The organism is Geobacillus sp. DSP4a, assembly GCF_013096875.1.
In the GTDB taxonomy this organism is placed as follows: Bacteria; Bacillota; Bacilli; order Bacillales; family Anoxybacillaceae; genus Geobacillus; species Geobacillus thermophilus.
Genome location: NZ_SDLD01000019.1, coordinates 43,511 through 58,189 on the forward strand (window position 1 = coordinate 43,511; position 14,679 = coordinate 58,189).

A 14,679-nucleotide genomic window follows, 5' to 3' on the forward strand; every position below is an offset into this window, starting at 1 on the left:
CGTTGATCGTCGCTTGTATGTACGATGAATACGGGCCAGCCGTTCCGCCGTGAAAAGCCGGATTCCGTTTGTTCGCGGGCTGGCCAATTTCAAGAAGTGAGGATGTGACGATGCGTTTCGCCATTTTAACTGCGGTCGTGGCCATCTCTGGCTTGTCCCAAGGAATGTTGCTTCCGCTGTTAGCCATGCTGCTTGATGAACATGGCGTCCCTTCGTCCGTCAACGGGGTGCATGCTGCTGCGCTATATATCGGCGTGCTGGCCATTTCGCCGTTTCTGGAGCGGCCATTGGGAAAGTATGGCTATCGGCCCATCATTCTCCTCGGCGGTTCTATTGTAATATGTTCGCTTACTCTTTTTCCACTTTTTTCTTCATTTTTTGTTTGGCTGGCTCTCCGCTTTTTGATCGGCGTCGGCGACCATATGCTTCATTTCGCGACGCAGACATGGATCACCGACCTTTCGCCGCCGGCTAAGCGTGGTCGGCGTCTGTCGCTGTATGGTTTGGCGTTCGGCCTTGGTTTTACGGTCGGTCCATTGCTCGCTTCACTCGCCTCGATCAACGAAGCGTGGCCGTTTTATTTGGCCGCTCTCCTCAGTTTCGCCGGGTGGGTGGCCGTCTTTTGGCTGCCAAAGGAAAAACCGAAGCCGTTTGAACGCTCTTCCTCAGCCGCCGGCCGATGGGTCGGTGCATGGAAACATGCATGGCCAGCGCTGTTGCTTCCGCTTGCCTACGGCTTTTTGGAAGCGTCCATTCATTCCGTTTTCCCGCTGTATGCCTTGCGCAAGCAGATGGGCGCCGAACAAATCGCCTTCATTTTGCCGTTTTTCTCGTTGGGCGGCATCGTCTTTCAGCTCCCGCTCGGGGCGCTCAGCGACCGGTTCGGGCGGCGGACCGTCATCACTTGCGCCTTGCTGGCCGGCGCCAGCTGTTTTTTGGCCGCGCTCACGGTCGGCGCGTCCACTGTCGGGCTCGCTGCCTGTCTGTTTGCCGCCGGCATGTTTACTGGCTCCCTTTTCTCCCTCGGCATTGCCTATATGACCGACTTGTTGCCGAAAGCGCTCCTCCCGGCCGGCAACTTGTTGTGCGGAATGCTGTACAGCCTTGGCAGCATGGTGGGCCCGCCCCTTGCCGGAAGCGCCGTCGATACGGCAACGAACGCCTTTTTTCTGGCGGTCAGCGCTGTTCTTCTCATCCCCGCCGTCTGTCTTGCCGGACGGCGGGAACAGGAAAAAGCGGCTTGACCGCTTTTTTATTTTTTTGTTTTTTTTTGAAAAAATCATTGACCATTTTGTTCCCTCTGTTATATAATAAAACCAAGATAACAAGTTACTGTTTTAAAACAGAAAAAGGAGTGGCGATGATGAGCAGAGCAGAACGGAAAAACATGATCGAGTTTATCGAAAAAGTGCGGGGGTTGTCGCGGGAAGAGCTCGCCTGCATGACTGACGCCGAGATCGAGTACATTTACGAGCGGTATTACCACCATCATGAAGAAATTGTGGAGTAAAGCGCCGTTCGCTGACCGCCCCAGCGAAAAAGGTGTCCCGCATTGGGACACCTTTTCTAATGATAGCCGTTTTGGCCGTTGGCGCTGCCGCTCGTTTTATGTTTCGGCCTGTTTTTCCCTTTTTGCTTCGTACCCCCGTCTTTTTTCGTGTGCTTCGTCATCGCAATCCCCCCTGTATCAAAATCCCCCGCATCGTTACGTTATCCGGTTTGCGAAGCATTTATGCACATCAACGGAGCCGCTTTCTTCCTTCATGTTCACAATCGAAAATGGCGTTCATTTCTCCGCCTAACACGAGAATCATGCCCGATAAATAAAACCAAATCATCAGCACAATCATCCCGCCGAGACTTCCGTACATGGCTGTATAGTCAGCAAAATGGTTGACATAATAGGCAAACGCCCATGATGTCGCAATCCAGCCGGCGGTGGCGAACAAAGCGCCGCGCACGACATTGACGCAACGCAGCTGTTTGTTCGGGGCAAAATAATAAAGGGTGGTAAAAACAACAAACAAGATGATCGCGCTCGTCACCCAGCGAAATGTGTTCCATATCGTCAAAAACGGCTGCGACAACCCGAGGGTGGAAAACAAAAACAACCCGATCATCCGCCCGAATACCGGCAATACAAGCATAACGATAATGACCGCGATCATCCCGAGCGTCAGCACAATCGACAGGCCCCGCACAACCCAAAACGGACGGTCCTCTTGTACGTCATATGCGCGGTTGAACGCCCGCATAATGGCGCTCATGCCGTTCGATGCCGACCAAATGGCGCCGATAATGCTTAACGACAGCAGCTTTCCGTTTTGCTCATCCATCAGACGGTGGACATTCGTCTCGATCAGATGAAGCGCTTCTTTCGGCGCATACTGCCGCACAAGCATAAGCACATCTTCGTGCGGGATCGGCAAGTAAGCCAGCAGCGTCATTAAAAACAATAAAAACGGGAACAACGACAACAGAAAGTAATACGCCAATTCCGCCGACAGCCGCGGAACTTCATCCTCCGTAAAGCGCCGGGCCAACTCGCGGATGAACGTCATATCCACCAACACGGGTCGCCCTCCTTTTCCGTTTTTTCATCATTTTCTTTCCCTAGGGGCCAGCCGATGATCGCGGACGATCGCGTCAAGCAAATGCTCGCAGCCGGAGCGAATCAGGCGGTACACTTCGGCAAAATTCCCGGTATAATACGGATCCGGCACATCGTCTTTTTCCCGATCCGGGACAAAATCAAGCAGCCGGGCGATCACCGCCGGCGAATTCGGCCCGGCGAGCCGGCGCAAATCGCTCAAATTGGCGGCGTCCATGGCGATGATGTAATCAAATTCCTCCAAGTCGCGGCGCCCGACTTGCCGGGCGCGGATGCCGGAATAGTCAATGTCGTTTTCACTCAAAATCCGCCTTGTCCCCTCATGCGGCGGCTCCCCGACATGCCAGCTGCCCGTTCCCGCTGAATCAACGACAATCTGTCCGTCAAGCCCCCGTTCGTTCACCAAATGACGGAATACCGCTTCCGCCATCGGCGAACGGCAAATGTTGCCGAGGCAAACAAACAACACTTTGACCATCGAAGCAGCCACTCCTTTCCATCCCGTTTTCTTGGCATTAGTTTTCCCTTTTCATCCAAGCGCTTGATAGCCGCTTTCTAGCAGCTCGTGCACATGCACCTATATTTTACCACCTAACGCTGGCGCGGACTATATTGCCTCTCCCCTTTTTCACCGCCGGTGTGGTACAATACATGATAACCTGCCACGAAAGGAGCGAAACCATGGATTTATCGAAACCGTCCGCAGAAAACGTCGAATATATCGTTGAACAGCTGAAGAAAAAATTAAAAGTGCTCAATTTTGATGCGATTAAGCCGGCCCATTTTTCCGAGGCATGGTATGACGAACTGAAAGACATTTACGACATGGTCATGAAGCGTGAAACGTTCAGTCCAAGCGAAATACAGGCCATTGTTGAGGAGCTCGGAAGCCTGCGCAAGCGGTAATCCTCTCCTTCCGTCACCGGATGGAAGCATCGCGAAGCTGCCTATGTATATAAAAAAATTCCTATCGAAAAACTAGGATTGACATTAGCGCCAATTGTGTTAAAATTTTAATCAATTAAATTACATACGCTTATCAAGAGCGGGGGAGGGACTGGCCCGATGAACTCCGGCAACCTGCCGCGTTTGGCAAGGTGCTAATTCCAGCAAAATGGGATCCATTTTGGAAGATAAGGCGTCCCTCGTTCTTCCGCTCTTTCCGAAATGGAAGGGGCGTTTTTATCGCCAGGCTGCCCGTTGCCGGATGAATATCCGACTAATTATGTTGATTTTCTTTATTTTTAAGGAGGGGGAAACGATGCTCACATATGACCAATGGGAAACGGCCGAAAAACCGTCTTTTCCGTCCGATAATGAAACGAAAGGGGCGCTTGACGTCCTTGCTTGGGCGTATCGCGAATACGGCGATGACATTGTCTATGCGTGCAGTTTCGGCATTGAAGGGATTGTGCTCATTGATTTGATTTCCCAAGTCAAGCCGGATGCGGAAATCGTCTTTTTGGATACCGGCCTGCATTTTCCAGAGACGTACGATACGATCGCGAACGTACAGGAAAAATACCCGTCGCTCCGCATCGTGATGAAACAGCCGCACTTGACGCTGGAGGAGCAGGCTGCACAGTTCGGCGATGAACTATGGAAACGCGATCCGAACAAATGCTGTGAGTTGCGCAAAGTCATTCCGCTGCGGGAAGTCTTGACCGGAGTCACCGCCTGGATTTCCGGCTTGCGCCGCGAACAGTCGCCGACGCGGCGCCATGTCGAGTACATCAATAAAGACGACAAATTCCGCTCCATTAAAGTGTGCCCGCTCATTCATTGGACGTGGAAAGACGTTTGGAATTACGTATATAAACACGGTCTTCCGTACAACGTGCTCCATGACCGGGGCTACCCGAGCATCGGCTGCGCCCCGTGCACAGCGCCGGCATCGGATCCGAACGATTTGCGCTCCGGGCGCTGGGCCGGCCAGGGGAAAACGGAGTGCGGGCTCCATCTCACATAAGGGGAGAACAACGATATGCTCCTTGCCATTGCCTTTATTGTGTCCTTTTTCTTCGCCATGAACATCGGGGCGAGCGGCGCGGCCGCCTCGATGGGCGTCGCGTACGGGTCGGGCGCCATTCCCCGAAAATCGGTCGCCCTCCTTCTTTGCGGCATCGGCGTGTTTCTTGGCAGCCTCGGCGGCGGAGAAGTAGTGAAAACGATCGGCTCGGGCATTATTCCGTCTTCGATCCTCACCGTCAAAATCGTTGTCATCATTTTAACGGCGGCGGCCATTTCGCTTTTTGCGGCGAACATCATGGGCATTCCGCTCTCGACGAGCGAGATCACCGTCGGATCAGTCGTCGGCGTTGGCATCGCCTATCAGGCGGTGTACTTTCATAAGCTGCTGTTTATCGTGTCGGTATGGATCGTGATCCCGATCGTCGCCTTTTCGTTTACGCTGGCTGTCGGCAAATGGTTTTTGGCGCTCAAGCGAAAATATCCGCAGCTTGAGCAAGGCCGCTGGCAAAAAACGTTTATGGCCTTGCTCATTGTCACTGGCTTTTTCGAGGCGTTCTCCGCCGGCATGAACAACGTCGCGAACGCTGTCGGGCCGCTTGTCGGCGCCGGGCTGATGGCGGTCGGGCCCGCGACGATCCTAGGCGGCTTGTTTGTCGCTGCCGGCGCCCTGTTGCTTGGGCATCGCGTGTTAGAAACAAACGGAAAGAAAATTACAAACTTCTCCCCGTTTGAAGGAAGCGCCATTTCCGGCACGGGAGCCGTGCTCGTCATCATTTCGTCGCTGTTTGGTTTGCCTGTTCCGCTTACGCAGATTACGACATCGGCGATCATCGGCATCGGCACGGCGAAAAGCGGGATGTCGATTTGGCAAAAGCGGATTGTCGTGCAACTGTTGAAAGTGTGGTTTGTTTCGCCAATATTTTCCCTTGTCATTTCGTACAGCCTTGTGAAACTGTTGCTTGACAGCGATGTTTACACGGTGATTGCCATCTTCAGCGTCTGCCTGGCGACGCTTGGCGTCATCAGCTTAAAAAAAACAGTCGCCGAAGAAGAGCGTTCGCTTCATGAACATGGCGGCGGCATTTAATGAACATCTATCAATCTAGGAGGTTATGAACATGAGTTTGAGCATTCCGCATGGCGGCACATTGATCAACCGTTGGAATCCGGATTACCCAATCGATGAAGCAACGAAAACGATCGAGCTGTCCAAAGCCGAACTAAGCGACCTTGAGCTGATCGGCACAGGCGCCTACAGCCCGCTCACCGGGTTTTTAACGAAAGCCGATTACGATGCGGTCGTAGAAACGATGCGCCTCGCTGATGGCACTGTCTGGAGCATTCCGATCACGCTGGCGGTGACGGAAGAAAAAGCGAGTGAACTCGCTGTCGGCGACAAAGCGAAACTCGTTTATGGCGGCGACGTCTACGGCGTCATTGAAATCGCCGATATTTACCGCCCGGATAAAACGAAAGAAGCCAAGCTCGTCTATAAAACCGATGAACTCGCTCACCCGGGCGTGCGCAAGCTGTTTGAAAAACCAGATGTGTACGTCGGCGGAGCGGTTACGCTCGTCAAACGGACCGACAAAGGCCAGTTTGCTCCGTTTTATTTCGATCCGGCCGAAACGCGGAAGCGGTTTGCCGAACTCGGCTGGAATACCGTCGTCGGCTTCCAAACGCGCAACCCGGTTCACCGCGCCCATGAATACATTCAAAAATGCGCGCTTGAAATCGTGGACGGCTTGTTTTTAAACCCGCTCGTCGGCGAAACGAAAGCGGACGATATTCCGGCCGACATCCGGATGGAAAGCTATCAAGTGCTGCTGGAAAACTATTATCCGAAAGACCGCGTTTTCTTGGGCGTCTTCCAAGCTGCGATGCGCTATGCCGGTCCGCGCGAAGCGATTTTCCATGCCATGGTGCGGAAAAACTTCGGCTGCACGCACTTCATCGTCGGCCGCGACCATGCGGGCGTCGGCAACTATTACGGCACGTATGATGCGCAAAAAATCTTCTCGAACTTTACGGCCGAAGAGCTAGGCATTACACCGCTCTTTTTCGAACATAGCTTTTATTGCACGAAATGCGAAGGCATGGCATCGACGAAAACATGCCCGCACGACGCGCAATATCACGTTGTCCTTTCTGGCACGAAAGTCCGTGAAATGTTGCGCAACGGCCAAGTGCCGCCGAGCACATTCAGCCGTCCGGAAGTGGCCGCCGTTTTGATCAAAGGGCTGCAAGAACGCGAAACGGTCACCCCGTCGACACGCTAAAGGAGGAGCGAGATGAGCACGAATATCGTTTGGCATCATACATCGGTGACAAAAGAAGATCGCCGCCAACGCAACGGCCATCATAGCGCCGTCCTTTGGTTCACCGGCCTGTCCGGATCCGGCAAATCGACGGTGGCGAACGCCGTCTCCAGACGGCTGTTTGAGCTTGGCATTCAAAATTACGTTCTCGATGGCGACAATATCCGCCACGGGCTCAATAAAGACCTCGGCTTTTCCGCCGCCGATCGGACAGAAAACATCCGCCGCATCGGCGAAGTCGCCAAACTGTTTGTCGACAGCGGCCAGTTCGTGTTAACGGCATTCATTTCGCCGTTTGCCGAAGACCGGGCGCTCGTTCGCCGCTTAGTCGAGGAAGACGAATTCATTGAGATATATGTCAACTGCCCGATTGAGGAGTGCGAGAAGCGCGATCCAAAGGGGCTGTATCAAAAAGCGCGCCGCGGGGAAATCCGCGAATTCACCGGCATCGATTCGCCGTATGAAGCGCCGGAAGCGCCGGAGCTGACCATCGAAACGCATCGTTATTCGGTGGACGAATGTGTCGAGCAAGTGCTCGCGTATTTGCGGGAGCGCGGATTCATCCCCGCATCGGAAACCCATTAACGATACCGTGTCTCCCACTCGAAAAAAGAGTGGGAGACGATTTTACAAAGTCGTTTTCATGCCACGGCCAGGCCGTTTACAATGAAATTCAACGGAACACGAGTGTTGATTATCCATTACTTTACTTAAAAACACAGAATCATATGGCTGAACACAAGCTTTTCTGCCTCTTCCCACGAACAAGAACGCCGGCGGGCAAATGTCATTTGCCTGCAAAGCGTTCATTGTTCGAGGAGGGCATGCTGTACGCATGCCCAGTCGGCACGGCAAGCGAACTGCTTGCCGACTACGGCAGAAAAGCTAGGAATAGAGCGATATCAACTGGTTTTTAATGGTTAATCAACACGCCCGTCAACGGAACGTTTGCGCTGCTGCCGGCAGCTGACGGGATCACGACAGAAAGGGCTGAAACAACGATGGGGAAAGTATATTTGGTCGGGGCCGGCCCCGGCGATCCGGAACTCATTACCGTCAAAGGGTTGAAATGCATTCAACAAGCCGACGTCATTTTGTACGACCGCCTCATTAATGAAGACTTGCTGGCGTATGCCAAGCCAGACGCTGAACTCATTTTTTGCGGCAAGCTGCCCGGCTACCATGCTATGCAGCAGGAAACGATCAACCGTTCACTCGTTCTGCATGCAAAAAAAGGAAAAACAGTTGTCCGTTTAAAAGGCGGCGATCCGTTTGTGTTCGGGCGCGGCGGTGAAGAGGCGGAAGCGCTCGTTCAGCACGGGATCGAGTTTGAGATCGTCCCTGGCGTCACATCGGCCATCGCGGCGGCCGCTTACGCCGGTATTCCTGTCACCCATCGCGAGTTCAGCTCCAGCGTCGCCTTTGTCACGGGGCATCGCCGCGACGGAACCCGCGAAGACATTAAGTGGGAAAGCCTCGCCAAAGGCATTGATACGATCGCCATTTACATGGGCGTCCACAATTTGCCATACATTTGCGGCCAGCTGATTAAATACGGCAAGGCGCCGGATACGCCGACGGCGATCATTCAGTGGGGAACGACCCCCATCCAGCGCACGGTCACCGGCACGCTGGCGACAATCGCCGCTATTGCCGCCAAAGAACGCATCGAAAATCCAAGCATGGTCATCATCGGGGATGTCGTCCGGCTGCGCGCCAACATTCAATGGTTTGAGCGGTTGCTGTCATCATCGGCAGCCGCCGGCGCCACCTCGTGAGGCAATGGCGATGGAAGCCATTTTGTACGTCAGCCACGGCAGCCGGGTTCCGGCTGCGCGCCGAGAAGCAGCCCGCTTCGTTGAACAATGCAAGGCGGCCATCGACATCCCGATTCAAGAACTGTGCTTCGTTGAGCTGGCTGAGCCGGATATTGCGACCGGCGTTGACCGTTGCGCCGCCCAAGGGGCAACCCGTGTGATCGTCATCCCGTTGCTGCTTCTATCCGCCGGACATGCCAAACAGGACATTCCGGCTGCGCTTAAAGCAGCGAAACAGCGCCATCCGTCTTTGGAGATCGTCTGCGGAGCGCCGTTTGGCGTCCACGATGCAATGATTGACATCATCATCGACCGCATCGGCGAGCAGCCGGCGCCGCTTGATCATGAATCAATGGTTCTGCTGATTGGCCGCGGCAGCAGTGACCCGGATACGAAGCGCGACATCGCCGCCATCGCCCGGCGCTTGCAAGAAAAAACGAGCGTGCCGCACGTTGACGTTTGTTTTCTCGCCGCCATCCGCCCGACGCTTGACGAAGGGTTCAAGCGGGCGCAGGCATCCATATACCGGCGCGTCTTTATCGTGCCGTATTTACTGTTTACCGGCGTTTTAATGAAAACAGTCGAACGGAAGCTGCAGGCGCTGCCTGTTTCCCATCAACAGTGGCATTTATGCTCGTACTTAGGGTATCATCCGCGGCTTGTAACGCTCATTCACCAACAAGTGCAGGCGCTGTCGGCAGCGAAAAAAGGAGCTTGAGCAGACAAGCTCCTTTTTTCATGGTATGATGGAAGCGACCGCAGCGAAGGAGGGCTTCATCATGATGAAACGGGTTCATGTCATGGTCGAAGGGCGCGTGCAAGGCGTCGGGTTTCGCTATTTCGTCCAACACGAAGCGCTCAAACGCCAGCTGACCGGCTGGGTGAAAAACAACGATGACGGGACGGTGGAAATGGAAGCCCAAGGGCATGAAAGCGCGCTCCAACTGTTTTTGGATACGATTGAAGCCGGCACGATGTTTGCCAAAGTTTCCCGCATGCACGTTGAGCCGCGCCCCGTCCGCCCTGACGAAACTAAGTTCCGCATTGTGTACGGAAGCGGCATTTGACTGTTGCACCGCTTGGATCTATTCCCAGCGCAGACGTTGTCCGTCTGCCGCCAAGCGCTCTTTCCACCAATGAAAAAGCGGGATCACCATCCGTCCTGCTTAAGCCGGCCGCAAATGCGGCGCCGCATATTGAAAACACGTCTCCAAAATGGCCGTATTCGCACGCTCATTTTTTTGCTGCGCTTCACGGCAAAACGGATGGAATACATCGACAGCCGCTTGCGGGTACTCCCCGCATATGTCCACGCCGAGCACTTTTTTATAGAATAGCAGAAGGCGCAAACAAGCGAGCAGCCGGGAAAGCGGCATCATCCCCTGATCCCAGTTCGTCACGGCGTCTTCGCGGCGCAGCGCATCTTTATCAATGCTGATATAGACGCTCCCGGTCGGAATAGCGTCCAAAAGCGCCGTCGGCCATTCATCGTGATCATCGAAAGGAAGAACTGTAATCTTTGGAGATAAACGAAGATGGCTTGGAGAACATGACGGACCAACAATGATGACTTTTTGCAGCTGCGGATGTCCGAGTGCGTAAGCGACCCACGAGCCGCATGAAATGAGGCGGTCGCTCCCCCCTTCGGCATCGGTATGATGGTCAAACAAGACGAGCGTAAACGGCTCTTTCATCTCCTTTATGAGCAAATAGCTTACATAATGGAAGTTGCCGTTCCCGATTAAAACCGCTCCGCGCATCCGCCGACGGCGCAGCCGCCGTTCGATTTCGGCGAGAGCCTCCCCGCTGCAATACAAATTCGTCTCCGGCACATCCGACAGATCGATCCATTCGTGCGGAAAGCGGAACAATCGCTTTTGCGGCCGGTAAGTGCCGTCAAAATTGAGCATCGTGACACCATTGCCTTGAAACCCCATTTCTCCTCACCTTTCCTTTCGCTGAATCGTTGTTCAACGCCTCTCAGGTGCGGATGAGTCCAAGATGTGTCCGTTCTTCATTATACAATGAAAGACGAAATATTTCCGTTCCTATGCCTTGGTCATGTACAATAATAGAAAACAGCTAAAGGAGGGACCCCGCGTGCAGCCGATTGACGCCGCCGCTGTTCAAGAGGCGTTGGATCGCTTCGCCAATCGCGACGTATACATCCATTTGGAAACGACGAACGGGGCGTACGCCTCTCATCATAACGAACGATTCTTTTCCGCCGGCGCTTACATCCGCAACGCCCGCATCCGCTTCACCCGCGGCAAAATCACCGGCCCGGGGCCGTATCGCGTCGGGCTGAAGCTTCAAATCGGCTGGGTGTACGCCGAAGGGCTGACCCATTGGGAATGGACGAACGAAGGACAATTGTTGTTGGCCGGACACGATTACGAAGGGAAACTGGCTGTCGCTCTTGAGCTGAGCGACACGCCGTTCGCATAAGGAGGGGCTTGCGATGAAGGAACGACACGTACTTGTTGTGTTTCCCCACCCGGATGATGAGGCGTTTGGCGTTTCGGGCACCATCGCCCAGCATGTGCAAAGCGGCACACCGGTGACGTACGCCTGCCTGACCCTTGGGGAAATGGGGCGAAACATGGGCGTGCCCCCGTTTGCCAACCGCGAAACGCTTCCGCTCATCCGCAAGCAGGAGCTGGAAGAAGCGTGCCGCGTTCTCGGCATTCGCGATTTGCGCCTGCTCGGGTATCGCGACAAAACGGTCGAATTTGAGGATGAAAACGAACTCGCTGACCGGATTGCCGCCATCGTGGCAGAAACAAACCCGTCGCTCGTCATCACGTTTTACCCCGGCTACAGCGTTCACCCTGACCACGATGCATGCGGCGCTGCAGTCATCAGCGCCTTGACGCGCTGGCCGAAAGAAGAACGGCCGACCGTCCATTGTGTGGCGTTTGCGAAAAACTGTGAACAAGATCTTGGCCAGCCAGACGTCATCCGCGATGTCAGCCCGGTGATCGAGACGAAGCTGGCCGCCATCCGCGCCCACCGTTCGCAAACCGAAGGGCTGATGCAGGCAGCCTCCAAGCGCGGGGATGCGCTTGCCTGGCTCAAAACGGAGCGGTTTTGGACGTACCGTTGGGATGATTGACCTGCCTAACCCTCCTTGAACAAGGTGTCCATCCCGATGAGGACACCTTGTTTCCGCGTTCACCGAAACCCCGCCAAGCGGCAACAAGCAGACAGCCGCCGGGTTGCCGGCAAACGGCCGGTCAGTGAACGCATCGACAATATACATCGGAATGTTCATGGCTCTTTCCCTCTTTCCCCGTTTCGTTCTTTTTCGTTCACCAATAGCTGGGCCAACTCTTCATCCCATCGGCCCCGCTGCCGGAAAGACTCAGCAGCGAGCGCCCGAAACAGCCGCTTTCGTGCGGCATCGTCCGCCACCTCACGCAAAATGATATCGCGGGCCTGCCGCAAAAACTCAAGATACGGCCCATACTCTTCGCCATACTTCTCCTCAAGCTCGCGGCGGATGCGGCGGGCAAGCGCCGGACTTGCCCCCCCGGTCGACACGGCAATGGTGAGCGGACCGCGGCGGATGACAGCGGGAACGTGAAAATCACACCGTTTCGGGTCATCCACGACATTTACGAGTTGGCCGGGCGCTGCTGCTTGCGCCACCGCTTCGTTCACATTCCGGTCGTTTGTCGCCGCAATGACAAGAAACGCTCCTGCCAAGTCGTCTTCAGCGAACGTTTTCTTACGCCAAACGATCTCTCCTTTGGCCGCGAGCGCTTCAATGTCCGGCACCGCCTCCGGGGCGATTACCACAACGTCCGCTTCTGCTTCGAGCAAACCGTAAACTTTCCGCGCCGCCACCTTCCCGCCGCCAACGACGACCGCGCGGCGGCCGCGCACATGAAGAACAATCGGATACCCCACGGCGCAACCCCCCATTCCGGCATCCATCAGGCAGACTGAGTCGGTTTCTGCGCACAAACAGGCGCAATCTTCCCCGACCGCCTGCCTTGGCTGACAACAAAAAGTAAAAAAAGAAGCCGTGCATCGAACACGGCCTTTTTCTTCATTATATCATCCTTGTTTCACTTCTTGAAGCCATTTCGCCAACCGTTCATTTTTCTTTTTCATATGCTCAAGCCATTGCGGGAGCAGTTTTTTCATGGCCTCCTGATCATTGTTCTCCATCGCTTGCCTCGTTTGTTCATGAAGCTGATGAAGCTGTTGTTTTTCTTCTTTCGTCATCCACCGTTTCATTTTATGCAACTGTTTCATCTCTTGTTTAAACTGTTCTTTGGTGATTTTTTTTATTGGCCAGCTGATCGATGAGCCGGTCAAGCGCCGCTTCACGCTCTTTTTTCATCTTTTTGCACTTTTCTTTAATGGCCTGTTTCACGTTCTCATCGTTCAACTGCTGACGCAACGCGTTCCGCTCGTCGAGCACTTTTTTCCATTCATCTGCCTGTTCAGGCGTATACGTTTGAACCATCTCCATCCACTTTTGCTCATCCAATCTGTCGTGCTCCCACATATGGCCGACCGGCAGATGCACATCGGCTGCCTCTCCTTTATGGCTGCCGGCAGCCACCCATGACGGCATCGCCAGCATGAGTGAAGCAAAAAAGGCAATCCATACGTTTCTCACGATGTTCACTCCTTTTCCTTTTCCTTTCACTCACCATTCACCTACGACTAGACAGCTGGGATTCATCATCCGCTTTTGCTCTTCTTCGCGCCGCCTCCTTCCCAACCATTGACTCCTCCCCTATTTTCCCCGTTTTTTGGATATCCTTGCATAAAAAATGGGAAGACCTACAAAAACGAGGTCCTCCCCTTCATGTTGAAAAAAAAACGTTTAGCGAAATTTCTCTTCAATACGCCGCCCATAGTCGCGCAGCGCCTTCGAGTTTGCCGGTTGCCGTTTTTTCATCAGTTCGGCAAAACGAAGCTGTTTTTCCGTCCATTTTTTCGTAAGTTCCTGCTTTTTCTCGTCATCCTCGCAACAGCGCAGCAAATCTTCGAGCGTCATCAGCTCTTTGCGCAGCTCGGTCTCCTCGGCCACGTACCCGGCGTTTTTCAGCAGCAAATACCCGAGCCGCAACTCTTCCGGGACATGGGAGATGTCCTCAAGCTCAAGCGGTTTGCCGAAGCCGGGCAAGTTGTCAAACTCGCCGTTTTTCATCGCCTCGCGAATTTTCTCCTCGGCGATGCGCCAAAATCCGTCCATTTCACGTCAACTCCTGCGCCCGCCGCCTCGCATGCTGCTCTTTCAAAAAGCGGACAAACTCATCATACGGAAGCGGTGGGGAAAAGTAGTAGCCTTGCGCCTCATCGCACCGTTTTCCTTGCAAATAGGCCGCTTCGGTCTCCGTTTCGACCCCTTCGGCCAACACTTTGACACCTATATTATGCCCGAGGCGGATGATCGCCGGCAAGATGACATCTTTTTTTCCTTGAATATGCTGGACGAACGAACGGTCGATCTTCAGCCGATCGATCGGCAAATCGGTCAGGTAGCTGAGCGAGCTGTAACCGGTGCCGAAATCGTCCATGCTGATCGTCACACCAAGCCCCTTCAGTTTCGAGAGAATATCAAGCGCACGTTCTGTATCCATGGTCATCCGCTCCGTAATTTCCAGATCTAAATGGTGCGGCGGCAGCCCGGCGTCGGCGAGCAGGCGGGCGAGTTTATCCACAAATCGACGGCTTTCAAATTCATATGGCGATAAGTTGATGGAAACGGACAAGTCAGGAAAACGACCAAGCAGTTGCTTCGTCTGCTCACAAGCCGTGCGGATGACCCATTCATTGATCGGGATGATCATGCCGGTCTGTTCGGCAACCGGGGTGAACTACCCCCACTTAATTTTCTAGCGAAAATTTGAAGTGGGGGCTTCCAAAGAAGTTTGACTGCTTCAAGCAATCCTTATTCTTTGAGGCGTGTCCACTTCGCCGCTAGAGCATAAGACACTCA

At 54.1% G+C, this 14,679-nt stretch carries 17 protein-coding genes, 2 pseudogenes and 1 riboswitch; of the genes and pseudogenes, 12 read left to right on the plus strand and 7 right to left on the minus strand.

The genetic code is table 11. The annotated features are described in order from the left end of the window. Positions 1 to 110: 110 nt before the first annotated feature. Together ETC02_RS08495 and ETC02_RS08500 are read left to right on the plus strand one after the other, a co-directional pair. Positions 111 to 1,244, plus strand: a complete 1,134-nt coding sequence (locus ETC02_RS08495) for an MFS transporter (RefSeq protein ID WP_033008300.1) — start codon at positions 111 to 113, stop codon at positions 1,242 to 1,244. Positions 1,245 to 1,363: 119 nt separating this feature from the next. Then, complete coding sequence (locus ETC02_RS08500) at positions 1,364 to 1,510, plus strand: BH0509 family protein (protein ID WP_033008327.1); 147 nt, start codon at positions 1,364 to 1,366, stop codon at positions 1,508 to 1,510. A gap of 229 nt (positions 1,511 to 1,739) precedes the next feature. On the opposite strand, the gene ETC02_RS08505 is transcribed toward ETC02_RS08500, so the two are convergent. Together ETC02_RS08505 and ETC02_RS08510 are read right to left on the minus strand one after the other, a co-directional pair. Further along, positions 1,740 to 2,561 (minus strand): YihY/virulence factor BrkB family protein, encoded by an 822-nt coding sequence (locus tag ETC02_RS08505; RefSeq protein WP_216367760.1) that lies wholly within the window; start codon positions 2,559 to 2,561, stop codon positions 1,740 to 1,742. A 39-nt stretch (positions 2,562 to 2,600) separates the two neighbouring features. Beyond that, positions 2,601 to 3,089 carry a low molecular weight protein-tyrosine-phosphatase gene (locus ETC02_RS08510; RefSeq protein WP_033009583.1) on the minus strand — a complete coding sequence of 163 codons (489 nt, stop codon included), beginning with the start codon at positions 3,087 to 3,089 and terminating at the stop codon, positions 2,601 to 2,603. 203 nt (positions 3,090 to 3,292) lie between these two features. Between ETC02_RS08510 and ETC02_RS08515 the strand changes: the two genes are divergently transcribed. The 8 genes from ETC02_RS08515 to ETC02_RS08550 all read left to right on the plus strand — a co-directional run bounded on the left by ETC02_RS08515 (position 3,293) and on the right by ETC02_RS08550 (position 9,784). After that, a complete protein-coding gene (locus ETC02_RS08515) occupies positions 3,293 to 3,517 on the plus strand; it encodes a DUF1128 domain-containing protein (RefSeq protein ID WP_033013939.1) in 225 nt (74 codons plus the stop codon). A gap of 127 nt (positions 3,518 to 3,644) precedes the next feature. Further along, positions 3,645 to 3,751: riboswitch (SAM riboswitch) on the plus strand. Between the two features lie 121 nt (positions 3,752 to 3,872). Next, entirely contained in the window at positions 3,873 to 4,580 is a 708-nt protein-coding gene (locus ETC02_RS08520; protein ID WP_050368756.1) for a phosphoadenylyl-sulfate reductase, read from the plus strand. 15 nt (positions 4,581 to 4,595) lie between these two features. Further along, positions 4,596 to 5,669, plus strand: coding sequence for a sulfate permease (locus ETC02_RS08525; protein WP_050368202.1), 1,074 nt, complete (start codon positions 4,596 to 4,598; stop codon positions 5,667 to 5,669). Positions 5,670 to 5,700: 31 nt separating this feature from the next. After that, on the plus strand, positions 5,701 to 6,861 hold the full coding sequence (gene sat, locus ETC02_RS08530) for a sulfate adenylyltransferase (protein ID WP_033009578.1): 1,161 nt from the start codon (positions 5,701 to 5,703) through the stop codon (positions 6,859 to 6,861). A gap of 12 nt (positions 6,862 to 6,873) precedes the next feature. After that, a complete protein-coding gene (gene cysC / locus ETC02_RS08535; protein WP_033009577.1) occupies positions 6,874 to 7,485 on the plus strand; it encodes an adenylyl-sulfate kinase in 612 nt (203 codons plus the stop codon). A 416-nt stretch (positions 7,486 to 7,901) separates the two neighbouring features. After that, positions 7,902 to 8,678, plus strand: a complete 777-nt coding sequence (cobA, locus tag ETC02_RS08540) for a uroporphyrinogen-III C-methyltransferase (protein ID WP_171698212.1) — start codon at positions 7,902 to 7,904, stop codon at positions 8,676 to 8,678. A 10-nt stretch (positions 8,679 to 8,688) separates the two neighbouring features. Beyond that, positions 8,689 to 9,435, plus strand: a complete 747-nt coding sequence (locus tag ETC02_RS08545) for a sirohydrochlorin chelatase (RefSeq protein ID WP_171698213.1) — start codon at positions 8,689 to 8,691, stop codon at positions 9,433 to 9,435. A 64-nt stretch (positions 9,436 to 9,499) separates the two neighbouring features. After that, entirely contained in the window at positions 9,500 to 9,784 is a 285-nt protein-coding gene (locus ETC02_RS08550) for an acylphosphatase (RefSeq protein ID WP_033009595.1), read from the plus strand. Positions 9,785 to 9,883: 99 nt separating this feature from the next. On the opposite strand, the gene ETC02_RS08555 is transcribed toward ETC02_RS08550, so the two are convergent. After that, positions 9,884 to 10,654 (minus strand): arginase family protein, encoded by a 771-nt coding sequence (locus tag ETC02_RS08555; RefSeq protein ID WP_044743039.1) that lies wholly within the window; start codon positions 10,652 to 10,654, stop codon positions 9,884 to 9,886. 163 nt (positions 10,655 to 10,817) lie between these two features. On the opposite strand from ETC02_RS08555, the gene ETC02_RS08560 reads away from it, so the two are divergent. Beyond that, positions 10,818 to 11,165, plus strand: a complete 348-nt coding sequence (locus ETC02_RS08560) for a YojF family protein (protein WP_025949074.1) — start codon at positions 10,818 to 10,820, stop codon at positions 11,163 to 11,165. Positions 11,166 to 11,178: 13 nt separating this feature from the next. Beyond that, complete coding sequence (gene bshB2, locus ETC02_RS08565) at positions 11,179 to 11,832, plus strand: bacillithiol biosynthesis deacetylase BshB2 (protein ID WP_033009572.1); 654 nt, start codon at positions 11,179 to 11,181, stop codon at positions 11,830 to 11,832. A gap of 155 nt (positions 11,833 to 11,987) precedes the next feature. Here bshB2 and ETC02_RS08570 read toward each other — a convergent pair whose 3' ends face one another. From ETC02_RS08570 to ETC02_RS08585, 4 genes and pseudogenes are all read right to left on the minus strand, one after another. After that, a complete protein-coding gene (locus ETC02_RS08570) occupies positions 11,988 to 12,629 on the minus strand; it encodes a precorrin-2 dehydrogenase/sirohydrochlorin ferrochelatase family protein (RefSeq protein WP_033009570.1) in 642 nt (213 codons plus the stop codon). A gap of 150 nt (positions 12,630 to 12,779) precedes the next feature. Next, positions 12,780 to 13,350: pseudogene (locus ETC02_RS08575) on the minus strand (PX domain-containing protein). Positions 13,351 to 13,560: 210 nt separating this feature from the next. Further along, entirely contained in the window at positions 13,561 to 13,932 is a 372-nt protein-coding gene (locus ETC02_RS08580; RefSeq protein WP_044743042.1) for a DnaJ family domain-containing protein, read from the minus strand. A 1-nt stretch (position 13,933) separates the two neighbouring features. Beyond that, positions 13,934 to 14,557 (minus strand): annotated as a pseudogene (locus ETC02_RS08585) (EAL domain-containing protein); the annotation flags it as partial. Between the last annotated feature and the right edge of the window lie 122 nt (positions 14,558 to 14,679).